This is a genomic window from Priestia megaterium (genome assembly GCF_041941685.1).
GTDB classification, from domain to species: domain Bacteria; phylum Bacillota; class Bacilli; order Bacillales; family Bacillaceae_H; genus Priestia; species Priestia megaterium_C.
In genome coordinates, this window is record NZ_CP130958.1 from 4,920,775 (window position 1) to 4,933,447 (window position 12,673).

At 38.4% G+C, this 12,673-nt stretch carries 11 protein-coding genes; 2 read left to right on the top strand and 9 right to left on the bottom strand.

Going from position 1 to position 12,673, the window contains the following annotated elements:
• Positions 1-14 precede the first annotated feature (14 nt).
• The 4 genes from Q5794_RS26120 to secA form a co-directional block, all read right to left on the bottom strand.
• Positions 15-233: a twin-arginine translocase TatA/TatE family subunit gene (locus tag Q5794_RS26120; protein WP_016765885.1), complete on the bottom strand. Its 219-nt coding sequence runs from the start codon at positions 231-233 to the stop codon at positions 15-17.
• Positions 234-259: 26 nt separating this feature from the next.
• Positions 260-1,993, bottom strand: a complete 1,734-nt coding sequence (locus Q5794_RS26125) for an alkaline phosphatase D family protein (RefSeq protein WP_374989251.1) — start codon at positions 1,991-1,993, stop codon at positions 260-262.
• A 305-nt stretch (positions 1,994-2,298) separates the two neighbouring features.
• A protein-coding gene (gene prfB / locus Q5794_RS26130; RefSeq protein WP_115655064.1) for a peptide chain release factor 2 occupies positions 2,299-3,397 on the bottom strand; the annotation gives its coding sequence in 2 pieces (ribosomal slippage) (positions 2,299-3,333 and positions 3,335-3,397; 1,098 coding nt in all).
• Positions 3,398-3,496: 99 nt separating this feature from the next.
• Positions 3,497-6,013: a preprotein translocase subunit SecA gene (gene secA, locus Q5794_RS26135; RefSeq protein WP_374988555.1), complete on the bottom strand. Its 2,517-nt coding sequence runs from the start codon at positions 6,011-6,013 to the stop codon at positions 3,497-3,499.
• Positions 6,014-6,239: 226 nt separating this feature from the next.
• On the opposite strand from secA, the gene Q5794_RS26140 reads away from it, so the two are divergent.
• Complete coding sequence (locus Q5794_RS26140) at positions 6,240-6,644, top strand: GNAT family N-acetyltransferase (RefSeq protein ID WP_215054822.1); 405 nt, start codon at positions 6,240-6,242, stop codon at positions 6,642-6,644.
• A 71-nt stretch (positions 6,645-6,715) separates the two neighbouring features.
• Here Q5794_RS26140 and hpf read toward each other — a convergent pair whose 3' ends face one another.
• The 5 genes from hpf to Q5794_RS26165 form a co-directional block, all read right to left on the bottom strand.
• Positions 6,716-7,267 carry a ribosome hibernation-promoting factor, HPF/YfiA family gene (gene hpf, locus Q5794_RS26145; RefSeq protein ID WP_013059750.1) on the bottom strand — a complete coding sequence of 184 codons (552 nt, stop codon included), beginning with the start codon at positions 7,265-7,267 and terminating at the stop codon, positions 6,716-6,718.
• A 179-nt stretch (positions 7,268-7,446) separates the two neighbouring features.
• Positions 7,447-7,632 carry a hypothetical protein gene (locus tag Q5794_RS26150; protein WP_374988556.1) on the bottom strand — a complete coding sequence of 62 codons (186 nt, stop codon included), beginning with the start codon at positions 7,630-7,632 and terminating at the stop codon, positions 7,447-7,449.
• Between the two features lie 165 nt (positions 7,633-7,797).
• Positions 7,798-8,199, bottom strand: coding sequence for a flagellar export chaperone FliS (gene fliS, locus Q5794_RS26155; RefSeq protein WP_215054824.1), 402 nt, complete (start codon positions 8,197-8,199; stop codon positions 7,798-7,800).
• A 16-nt stretch (positions 8,200-8,215) separates the two neighbouring features.
• Positions 8,216-10,024 (bottom strand): flagellar hook-associated protein 2, encoded by a 1,809-nt coding sequence (locus Q5794_RS26160; protein ID WP_374988557.1) that lies wholly within the window; start codon positions 10,022-10,024, stop codon positions 8,216-8,218.
• Between the two features lie 202 nt (positions 10,025-10,226).
• The gene (locus tag Q5794_RS26165; protein WP_215054826.1) at positions 10,227-10,907 is read right to left on the bottom strand and encodes a YpmS family protein; all 681 of its coding nucleotides are present in this window, start codon (positions 10,905-10,907) and stop codon (positions 10,227-10,229) included.
• Positions 10,908-11,238: 331 nt separating this feature from the next.
• On the opposite strand from Q5794_RS26165, the gene Q5794_RS26170 reads away from it, so the two are divergent.
• Positions 11,239-12,636, top strand: coding sequence for an amino acid permease (locus tag Q5794_RS26170; protein ID WP_374988558.1), 1,398 nt, complete (start codon positions 11,239-11,241; stop codon positions 12,634-12,636).
• The last annotated feature ends 37 nt before the right edge of the window (positions 12,637-12,673 follow it).

Here is a 12,673-nt window from a genome sequence, read left to right on the forward strand (position 1 = left end):
GTCTATTTCCTTACTTACGATGTGGATTCATTCCCTTTTTGTTCAGAAACGGTTGCGGTCTGCTTTTCTTTAACACTTTCATCATCTGATACGAGCCCTTTTGCTGCTCCTTTAAATTCAGTTAATGTTCGTCCAAATGCTCGTCCAACTTCCGGCAGCTTAGACGGTCCAAAAATTATTAAGGCAATGACTAAAATAATAACCAAACCAGGGATTCCAATATTAGAAAACATACTTGACCTCCTTTTCCTTACTCAGTTTACTGCTGGACTTTTTCTTTCTTTTTCAACTCTTGTTTTTCATGTGCTTTCCCGTGTGCCCGCATACGATCTTCCTCTACTGCCTTAGAAATCTTTAGTCCACGCGGCACGTTATTTACTTCAACTTCCGTCATACCTTTGCCATTTTTTTTATATTGAAAGGAAGCTCGAGTTGAAATTTCTGCACCAGGCTCTGTTACAAAAGGCATAACGCGATAATCAGCTTGCCATATATCAGGAGTTACCGTACACCTTACATATCCTCTGTAATCATTAAAGAATGTGAGGTGTGGATTTTGACTTAAAATTTTATCCGTGTCTGCTCTTTTATCTGCTCCGTTCCCTCCGGAAGTGATGGAGGTGCCGACGAACTCTGCACCAATAATTCTAGAATTAAGATTGGCAAAATCCGTGTGTAAATTAGAAGCCCAGTTAGCGTGTACATCTCCAGTTAGTACAATGACGTTGTCCAACTTTTTCTTTTCAATAAAATCAATGACGCGCTGACGATTCGCCGTATACCCATCCCATGCATCCATACTGTATGTAGGCTTAGCAGCCGTTCCAAATTTTCTTGGCGCAAAGAAAATTTGTTGAGCCAGTACGTTCCAGTGACACGCTGACTTTTCAAGATTAGTAAACAGCCATTTTTCTTGTTCATTCCCCAATAGCGTACGTTTGGGATCAAGAGATTCTGGCGTTTGCGGCTTTGTTCCGTCTCCGTTTGCTTGATCTTCTCTGTATTGACGCGTATCCAACACTTGAAAAGAAGCTAGTTTTCCATATGAAAAGTCACGATATAATCTCATATCCGCTCCGTGGGGCAAGGATGTTTGACGCAAAGGCATATGTTCGTAATAAGCTTGATAAGCTGCCGCGCGGCGTTGAATAAATACTTCTACTGATTGGCCTTTTTCAGGAATTACATTTGCATAATTGTTTTCTACTTCATGATCATCCCACGTCACAATCCATGGAAAAGCAGCATGAGCAGACTTCAAATTGGCATCTGACCTGTACTGAGCATGCCTGTTTCGATAGTCTTGCAGCGTTTGAATTTCTGCGCTGCTGTGAGTACGAACATTTCCGCTTGCAGCCACGTACTCGTTTGGTCCATATTCATAGATGTAATCACCCAAATGAACGACAAAATCTAATTGTTCTTTAACCATATGCTCATAGGCTGTAAAGTACCCATGTTCATATTGCTGACACGAAGCAAATGCAAACGTCATGCTGGCTACTTCTGCATTTGCTGAAGGAAGTGTTTTTGTTTTTCCAACCGGGCTTAACTCATGGCCGCTTTTAAATCGATAATAATAAATATGACTCGGCTTCAATCCTTTTACATCAACGTGAACCGAATGAGCAAGTTCAGGTCTAGCCACTTCTGTTCCTCGTTTGACAATTCGATGAAAGTCTTCATCTTCACTAAGCTCCCATTTTACTGGAATAGGTTGATTAGGCATTCCCCCTCCATTCAACGGGTCTGGTGCTAATCTTGTCCAAAGAACAATACTATCTGCTAAAGGATCTCCTGATGCTACGCCTAGAGTGAACGGATAACTTGAAAATTTAGGCGCTGCAGCTGAAACTTCTACTGCATTTAAACTAATAGACTGAGCAATTGTTAAGCCAAGTGATACTCCCGCTACTTTTCCAGCTCCTTGTAAAAAACGCCGTCTATCAAACCCTTTACTCGAAGAAAAACTATTCTGTTTCACTTGCTCTATTAATTCGTTTAACGATTTATTTTCCACTGCACATACCCCTTCCTCATGATTTAGCTCAAATTATAAACACTGTTTGTAAAAGGGGTATAAAGGATTGTAAAGAAGCACTTACCGCAAAACAGGTATTTTTAACCATTTTATTTCATTGACAAAATAAGCGAACTGACGACAGTAACCTTTAAATTTCTGCATTTTCTTAATTTTCTTTTTAACAATAGTTCTTTACGCTCGTTTTTCTTCATCCAAATTTTACAAAGTCCCAACAACTAAAAAAAGGCAGCATACTTAGGTACGCTGCCTTTTGATTAAATATGAGAACGTAAATACGCATCGATAAACGGATCTAGATCTCCATCCATTACACTTTGTGTGTTTCCGACTTCCGTATTTGTGCGGTGATCTTTTACTAATGAATACGGATGGAATACGTAAGAACGAATTTGACTTCCCCACCCAATATCTTTTTGTTCTCCGCGAATTTCAGCTAGCTGTTCTTGCTGCTTTTCAATTTCTAATTGATACAGCTTAGATTTTAACATCTTCATTGCTTGCTCACGGTTTTTAATTTGTGAACGTTCCGTCTGACAAGATACGACTACATTAGTTGGGAGGTGAGTAATACGAACAGCTGAATCTGTTGTATTGATATGCTGACCTCCGGCACCGCTTGCACGATACGTATCAACCTTCAAATCTTCCGTACGAATATCAATTGAAATTTCATCGTTAAATTCCGGCATTATGTCGCACGATACGAATGACGTATGACGACGGCCTGATGAATCAAACGGAGAAATACGAACGAGACGATGAACGCCTTTTTCAGCTTTTAAATACCCGTACGCATTATGACCTTTAATTAAAAGCGTTACACTTTTAATACCAGCTTCATCTCCAGGTAAGTAATCAAGAGTTTCTACTTTGAAACCTTTTTTCTCCGCCCAGCGCGTATACATACGTAGTAACATTGAACCCCAATCCTGTGATTCTGTTCCACCAGCACCTGGGTGCAGTTCTAAAATGGCATTATTTTTATCATACGGCTCGCTTAAAAGCAGCTGTAATTCAAAGTCATTCATGCCTGATATAAGCTCTTTTAATTCACTAACTAGTTCTTCTGCTAAATCTTCATCGTATTCTTCTTTTACAAGTTCATAAGACACTTGTAAATTTTCATATGTTTCATCCAAGTGGTTAAATTGATTTACTGCATCTTTCAAACCATTGGCTTCATTAATAACAGTCTGAGCTGCCTGCTGGTCATTCCAAAAATTTGGATCAGCCATAGTCTCATCTAATTCATCGATACGAGCTTGTTTTGTATCGAGGTCAAAGAGACCCCCTAAAGTCCGCTAATCGCTTAGCTGTTTTGTCAAGTTCTTGCTTAATTTCTACTAAATCCATGAGTTGAACACCTCTATTTTATTTTTGACGCACAGGAAGGAAATGAGAAGACTCATTTCCTTCCTGTACTAGTTCATTCTATACTAATTGACTCTTACTTTATGATTCTTTACCGCAGCAGTTTTTATACTTTTTGCCACTTCCGCAGATACAAGGATCATTTCGGCCAACTTCTATCGCATTTACTTTTGGCTTCTTCTTAGCCGGCGCGTCTCCTTCTTTTGGATGAACAGCCGCCTGACCTTGCGCTACCTCTTGACGCTCAAGGTTGTTGTTAATTTCTGCTTTCATGATATACTTCGTCACTTCTTCTTCAATGGTTGCAATCATATTTTCAAACATCGCAAAACCTTCCATTTGGTATTCGCGAAGAGGATCTGTTTGGCCGTACGCACGAAGGTGGATACCTTGGCGAAGCTGATCCATCGTATCAATATGATCCATCCATTTAGAATCAACTGCTCTAAGAACGACAACTTTTTCAAATTCACGCATTTGTTCTTCAGGGAGCTGCTCTTCTTTTTCATTATAACGAGCTTTTGCATGATCTACCAGCAGTTCTACCATTTCTTCAGGCTCTTTACGGCGAAGATCTTCTTCTGTGACTTCACCTTCCTCAAGAACATTAGCATTTACGTAATCAATAATCGCTTGTAAATTCCATTCTTCTTCTAATTCTTCACGCGGTGTGTTTACTTCAACCACACGCTGTAGCGTTGATTCAATCATACGTTCTACAATCGCACGCAGGTTGTCTGAATCAAGCACTTCAAAGCGCTGTTTGTAAATAACTTCACGCTGTTGACGAAGCACGTCATCATATTGAAGCAATTGTTTACGCGCATCGAAGTTATTACCTTCAACGCGTTTTTGAGCGGATTCAACAGCTCTTGTTACAATTTTACTTTGAATTGGCTGTGAGTCATCCATACCAAGGCGATCCATCATTGCCATCATATTATCTGAACCAAATCGGCGCATTAATTCATCTTCCATGGATAGATAGAATTGAGATACCCCTGGATCCCCTTGACGTCCAGCACGTCCGCGAAGCTGATTATCAATACGGCGTGATTCATGACGTTCTGTACCAATTACAGCAAGACCGCCAGCTTCAACGACACCTTCACCTAGTTTGATATCCGTACCACGACCGGCCATATTTGTTGCGATTGTTACCGCACCTTTGTGACCTGCATTTTCAATAATATCCGCTTCACGCTCATGCTGTTTTGCATTTAACACGTGATGACGAATGCCTTTTTTCTTTAATAAAGCTGATAAAACTTCAGATGTTTCGATCGCAACTGTACCAACAAGAACAGGCTGTCCTTTTGCGTGGCGCTCGGCAATATCTTCTACTACCGCATTAAACTTGCCTTCCATTGACTTATAAATTAAATCTGCTTTATCATCACGTGAAATTGGCTTGTTTGTCGGAATAACAACAACGTGCATGTTGTAGATATTACGGAATTCTTCCTCTTCCGTTTTAGCTGTACCCGTCATACCTGATAATTTTTCATACATACGGAAGTAGTTTTGGAATGTAATTGTAGCTAACGTCATGCTTTCATTTTGAATCTCAACGTTCTCTTTAGCTTCGATAGCTTGATGCAAGCCGTCGCTAAAACGTCTTCCTTTCATTAAACGACCAGTAAATTGGTCAACGATTACGACCTGATCTTCATCAATTACATAATCCACATCATTTTGCATCGTTACATGTGCTTTAAGCGCTTGGTTGATGTGATGGTTTAGCGCTACGTGTGAAATATCAAATAAGTTTTCAATGCCAAATGCGCGCTCTGCTTTTGACATACCTTCTTCGGTTAGCTGAACGCTTTTTGTTTTGATATCAAAAGTAAAATCGTTTTCTTTATCAAGCGTGCGAACGAATGCATTAGCTTGAATATAAAGAGCAGTCGATTTCTCTGCGCTGCCGGATATAATAAGCGGCGTACGTGCTTCATCAATTAAGATAGAGTCAACTTCATCGATTACAGCAAAATGAAGCGGACGTTGAACCATTTGTTCTTTGTACAGCACCATGTTATCACGTAAATAGTCAAATCCGAGTTCATTATTTGTACTATACGTAATATCGGCTGCATATGCTTCTTGCTTTTCTTCACGCGTTAAATGGTTTAAGTTTAATCCTACTTTCAAACCTAAGAATTCGTATAAACGACCCATTTCACTAGCATCACGGCTCGCTAAGTATTCATTGACTGTTACTACATGTACACCTTTTCCTGTAATAGCGTTTAAGTATACAGGCATAGTAGCTGTCAACGTTTTACCTTCACCCGTTTTCATTTCCGAGATATTCCCTTCATGCAGAGAAATACCCCCCATTAGCTGAACTTTGTACGGATACATGCCTAACACACGTTTCGCTGCTTCACGTACAACCGCAAAAGCTTCATCTAATAGGTTATCGAGCGATTCGCCATTTTGGTAGCGTTGTTGAAATTCAGCTGTTTTTTCACGAAGCTGATCGTCCGTTAAAGACGCTATTTCAGGACCTAACGCATCAATTTGGTCCGCCATTTTTTCTAAACGGCCTATTTGGCGCTGATTGCCGTCAAACACTTTTTTAAATAATCCAAGCATATTAAAACGCTCCTCTATTTATAATCAGTACATTTTATACTATTTTCATTCATATCTGTATCTTTCATTATAAAACATTCTGAGTAAAATTGTAACATTGCAGCTAAACAAGTAGCAACTTGTACCCTTTTTCGTCTGTCTCTTTACGAGTACTACTCTATTAACGAGTTATTTTCTATTGTGATTTCCCCTGCCTCACTCTTACAATAAAAAAGGGGAATGTAGAATGAACGTTCAATCGATTACAAAAGAACAAGCTTGGGAAGTCCGTCATACTGTCATGTGGCCTGATAAAGAGTTCAGTTATATTCAACTGAAAGATGATCCATCAGGCATTCACTATGGACTGTTTGAAGAAGGAGAGTTAAAATCAGTTGTTTCCTTATTTATAACAGGTGATGAAGCTCAATTTCGAAAATTTGCTACTTTCAAAGAAGAACAAGGAAAAGGGTATGGCAGCCGTCTACTAGAGGAGGTTTTTCTCAAAGCTAAGAACCTTGGGGTACGAAAGATCTGGTGTAACGCACGAGAAAATAAAGTCTCTTTTTATCAGGCGTTCAACATGAAAAAAACGGCACGTGTATTCACCAAATCTTCTACACGCTATGTAGTGATGGAACTATTTTTTTAAGCAGCTAAAAAGCAGCGTGCGGAGGCACGCTGCTTTTACTTTACTGCTCTTGTTTAAGAGAGCCTATAATCTTAGTTTGGTTCAATCAATCCATATCGTCCATCTTTTCTTCGATATACAACGTTTGTAATGTTGGTCTCAGCGTTTGTAAATACAAAGAAACTATGTCCTAACATATTCATTTGCAAAATAGCCTCTTCACTATCCATTGGCTTTAAGTTAAATCGTTTTGTACGAACTAGCTCTAATTCATCTTCTTCAGTTGCAACTGCTACGTTTGCTTCGCTTTCTAATGCTGCGAACAGATACTTCTCAGCGCCTTTTTCACGCATTTTTCGATTTACTTTTGTTTTATGTTTACGAATTTGACGCTCTAATTTATCTAGGACAAGATCGACAGCTGCGTATAAATCACTGTGTGTCTCTTCAGCTCTCAATACGAGATCATTCATTGGGATTGTGACTTCTATTTTTTGATCGTTATTGTAGACTTTTAAGTTTACATTTACGTCAGCAGTTGGTGTTTCGTCGAAATAACGCTCTAACTTACCAAGCTTTTTCTCTACGTATTCCCTAATTGCTGGAGTCACCTCAATGTTTTCACCGCGAATGTTATACATCATGTTCGAACTCCTCCTTTAATCCATTGCTATACCTCTACAATTCTACAATACCCGACACAATCCCTTCCTAAACTATTAAAATTTTTTGAAAATTTAGTGAAAATTTATGGAACCTGAGAAAAGTTTATGAAAAAACCAAAAAAATAGACCTTCTTCATAAGAAGAAGGGTTGTATTTTTTTACGCAGAATTAATTTTTTTATCGTAAAACATCCCATCAAACGTTTTCATTTCGTAAGGGTTTACATAGCTGTTACTATGCTTTTTTTTTGCTTTTAGTAAACGGAGATCTACCATAATTTGATGCCGAATTAAGATGAGCTTTGGATCAATTTCCTTATTCATTTCGACAATTTTCTTACCCATCGATTCATTATCCCTATTTTTTTGGCGGCAGTTTCTCTATGAGGTCACGCCTTTTTAATAGAAGATACTCTAACTTTTGAATGCCTTCTTCTCGATTTTTGTCAGAAAATGTTTGAATAAGCCGATAAATCTCATCAGTTAGCTGATATAGGTCGTTAATCATATTTATGCTTGACCGCCGCTTCCATGGACTTGCTGGCGGTGAAGCTGCACAACTTGCTTCCATGTATCGCGGAATTCTGTTACATATTGTTCGGCTTCATCCAAGCTTGCTGTGTCATTTTTTGTATTTGCTTCAATTAAACACTGGTTAATGTAGTCATACATAGCCATCATAGACTTAGCAACTTGCACGTTTGTATCAAGGGTAATCATTAATTCTTGAATAATATTTTGTGCTTTTAACAGATTCGTATTTTTCAGCTCAATATTTTTTTCCTGTATGCCTGTTCGTGCAAGTTTGATAAATTTTAAACACCCGTTATACAGTATAAGCGTTAACTCTCCTGGAAAAGCAGTCTGAACAGCTCCTTGCTGATACGCTTGATATGGATTATTTGCTGCCATAAACGTTCACTCCTTCTTAACTAAAATATTGCGATAACTGCGCGCTTTGAGCATTTGCATTTTGAATGGCTTTTTCCATTGCTGTAAACTGACGATAACACCGGTCCTCTACTTGTGTGAGCCTGCTTTCAAAACTAGTGATTTGGCTATTTACGCTTTTTAAATTCCGCCCAAGCAAAAATTGTTCACTTGTCCATGTTGAACGGCCAGCGCGCTGCTCAACTTTGGATACGGTTTGAGTAATCGTATCTCGTAAACGTCGTACAATCCCTTTTTCACTTGTTGTACTCCCATTTTTCATAAATAAATCCATCACAGACTGCGGATCTTTTTCAATTACTTCTTTTAATTTAGTTCCGTCGCCTTCTATGACTAGCTTGCCTCGATCGCTATAGTTTGCGCTAGTTGAAATACCAATGTCGGTTAGCTGCGAAAATGCTCCGCTCACTCCTGATACAGAGGCATACCAGTTAGAACGCATTTGATTTAGCCCGCTGGATAAAATTGAGTCTCCTTTTAACAAACCGCTTTTCGCCTTTTCATCCCACTGTTCAGCTTGTTTATCCGTTAGTTTTTCTCTTTCTTCATCAGTCAAAGGCTGATAGTTCCGGTCTCTTTCTTCCGTAATCTTTCCGTTAATCTTTTCAATCAGTTCATTGTATTTGGTCACAAAATCTTTAATTGTATCAAATACTTTCTGCGTATCATTGCTTACATTAACGCGGATGTCTCCTGTGAAATTGTTTTGAAGGGTATAGGTAACGCCTCCCGTTGTAAATGTATTGGACTTACGAGTTGTTTCTAGACCGTTTAGCGTAAATTTTGCGTCTGTTCCGCCGGTTTCTTTTTGAGTATCTAATTTTAAGAAATTTGTTAAAAACGCTCCTGAAAACACCATCTTTTGACCGCCTGCACCACCGGCTTTTGACAAATCTTCTGTGTCTTTGCGAGTAAAGACAACTTTATCTGTTCCTTCATCGTAAAAGGCTGAAATACCTACTTTTGAATTACTAAGTTGGGTCAAAACAGTATTTAATGACGCTGAACCATCAAATTCAAACGACATACTGCCGTCTGCATTATCTCCTGTTGCTTTTCCACTGCTGTCATACGTTGTAATAGAAAACTGGAGGACATTTTGCTTATACGTAAAACCTTGAACAGTGCTACCGTTTGCTAATGTGGAACCGAATGTCATTTCGCCCGTATTCATATTAACGAATACATCATTCTCTCCTATTAAAGTAGGATCGCCTGTAGTTTTTATATTAAATTCTTGAGAAGATTCTCCATTTTCCACTTGAATAGCAGAAGGCAGACTTCCCTCAAAAATAGCTCCTTTGGATAACTTGGCAGTCTTTGTATCAGCACTTATTGTAATATCAGGTTGCTTGACCTCTTTTCCACTCCACGCACTGCCAAGCAAGGTTTTTTGCTCCCATAAACTTTTAGCAGGGTCAATAGTGCCTTCTGAAGAGACTTCTGAAATTTTTCCACTACTGATATTTTGCGCAGCAGTCGCCATTGTCACGTTTGAAAGTGTATAAGACGCGTTACCTGCTGAGGAAGTAGCTGCCGCTTTTACTTTCATTTCATCCGATGAAGATTCCGTTTTAGACGAATAAGAAGACTGCAAGGTCATATTAAAAGCGAGATTATTAAATTCTGATAACAGCAAGTTCATAGAGCGATAATCATCTCGCTGCCCCTCTAACGTTTGTTTTTGTTTTTTCATTTTATCAATAGGCATACGTTCAGCCTTCATTAAATCACTGACAATTTGATCAATATCCATTCCGCTTGCTAACCCACTTACTCTTACCACTTACCATCACCACCGTTTTTTTATTCATCTATTCATCAACTGTTAGCCATAAAATATGAGTATATTTTTTTGAATCACCCTATTCGTTTATAGGTTCAACACTTCTCTATTTTGTATCGGTAAAACAGTTATTTTTTTCATAGGTCAAATGGTGCAAGATAGAAAAAGCTCACTTATTTTTCTACAATAAGTGAGCTTTTTATTATTGGCCAAACAAGTTCAGTTTCTGGGATAAATTTCTTTGAATATCCTTAGGAATAAGATATGGTGCTAGATTTATAATATCTCGTAACGAATCAATGGTTACAGAGGCAGATAAATTTATATATTCATCCGTTGTATCTGCTTGCTCAAACGAAATGGAATCTGGCAAATTATTGAGCAGAGTAATTTCATTCATTTCTTTATCGACCGTGACATCAGCAGCCTTATCAATATTTAAGCGATCCCATACAAGAGACATCGGAATCGGCATTCTTCCTAAATGCACGCTATTCACCTTTAAAACAAGCTTTCCATTTTCGGCATTTGGTGTTACGTCAACTACAAACTGTGATTCCATAAAAGATACTACATGTTTATTAATATAAAATTTTATATGTTCCGGAAGCAACTCGGCTTCTGCTCCGTCAACCGTTTCATCATTTTCGTAAAGGTAGCTGCGCAAATAATCATTAACATCGCTCTCGCTTAATCGGTATCCTAAAATAGGAGAACCTCCGTTCAGTTCTAGCGACGTCGCATGAGCGGACTTTTCTTGTGCCAGTGAAGATAATGAAGCAGTCTGATCAAGTTCTTCAATATTTCTGACTGGACTAACGAAAAAATACAACCCAACTAAAAGGATAATAAATAGAAAAATAACAGCTATAAATTTTCTCAAACACACGCACCCTCTCAAATATTCTTCTTGGAATATAATACCGATTTCTCTTTTATCATACAAGATATATAAGATAGTTGTCGAAAACTTGTATAAAATGTACGTATATACCAGACATCCCAAATGGCGAATAAGTCTATGGTGAATAAAATGAGTCTTTTTTGACTTGGAATGCGTCAATTTTAGTAACTTAAAGTTGATTTTTATAGGAATTTGATAATTGGCACACTTCTTGCTTATTATAAAGGTAAGGGGAGGAATTTCTATTTATATTTTCAGAATTTACTTTATTTTCTAATAGTATTTCGATAATTTTAAAGGAGTGAATACGATGGGAAACAAAACAGAATCACACGGAAAGTTAAAGCAACGTCACGTTTCCATGATTTCCATTGCAGGTATTATCGGAGCCGGCTTGTTTGTAGGAAGCGGATCCGTTATTAACGCAACAGGCCCAGCAGCAGTAGTTTCATATGCAGCAGCCGGACTGCTAGTCGTTCTATTGATGCGTATGCTCGGTGAAATGGCTATGGTAAACCCAGATAAAGGCTCATTCGCAACATATGCTCAGCAAGGAATTGGCGCGTGGGCAGGTTATGCTATTGGATGGCTTTACTGGTTTTTCTGGCTAATTGTAATTGCGATTGAAGCCACTGCAGGAGGATCAATTGTTCATGAATGGCTCCCTTCCGTACCAATTTGGCTTTTAAGCTTAATCTTAACCTTTGCATTAACTTTAACAAACTTGTTCTCTGTCAAATCATTTGGAGAATTTGAATATTGGTTTGCTATGATTAAAATTGTGGCAATCGTTGCTTTTATGGGAATCGGTTTAGCTATTATTTTCGGATTGATCCCAGGTACATCCTCACCTGGTCTAGCTAATTTAACGGGCCACGGAGGCTTTATGCCAAAAGGTACGAACTCTATCTTTTTAGGAGTTATTACCGTTATTTTCTCTTATTTTGGAGCTGAAATTGCGGCTATTGCAGCTAGTGAATCAGAAAATCCAGCAAAAGCTATCACAACTGCTATTCGCAGTGTCGTATGGCGAATTTTAATTTTCTATATTGGTTCAGTTGCTATTTTAGTAACTCTTTTACCTTGGAACTCAGCTGTTTTACTAAAAAGTCCATATGTAACAATGTTAGAAATGGTCAATATTCCAGCAGCTGCACAAATTATGAATTTAGTCGTATTAGTATCCGTTTTGTCTTGCTTGAACTCTGCTTTGTATACGAACTCACGAATGATTTTATCATTGGCTCAAAAAGGACAAGCTCCTCGCGCTTTAGCAAAAGTAAGCAAATCAGGCGTGCCGGCAAGAGCTGTATGGATTAGCACAGCTGCCGCATATGTATGTGCTATCTTTAGCTTCGTTTCGCCGGATAAACTCTTTTTATTCTTAGTTAATGCATCAGGAGCCATTGCTCTTATTGTGTACTTAGCTATCGCTATTTCTCATTTACGCCTGCGTAAGAAAATGAATCGAGCCAACCAGCCAATTAAAGGGATGAAAATGTGGTTGTTCCCGTATTTAACATACGTAACAATTGCTGTTATTACCGTGATCTTCTTATCAATGGCATTTATTGATTCGATGCGCTCACAGTTTTTCTTAACTCTAGGATTAACCGCTGTGGTTCTTCTTTCATACTCGTTCATCAAAAAAACAAACAACAAGCGACCTGATGATCAATTTTCCGAGTCAGAAAATATTGCAAAATAAAAAAGCCGCAGATGCGGCTTTTTTATTTTGCTTTTGA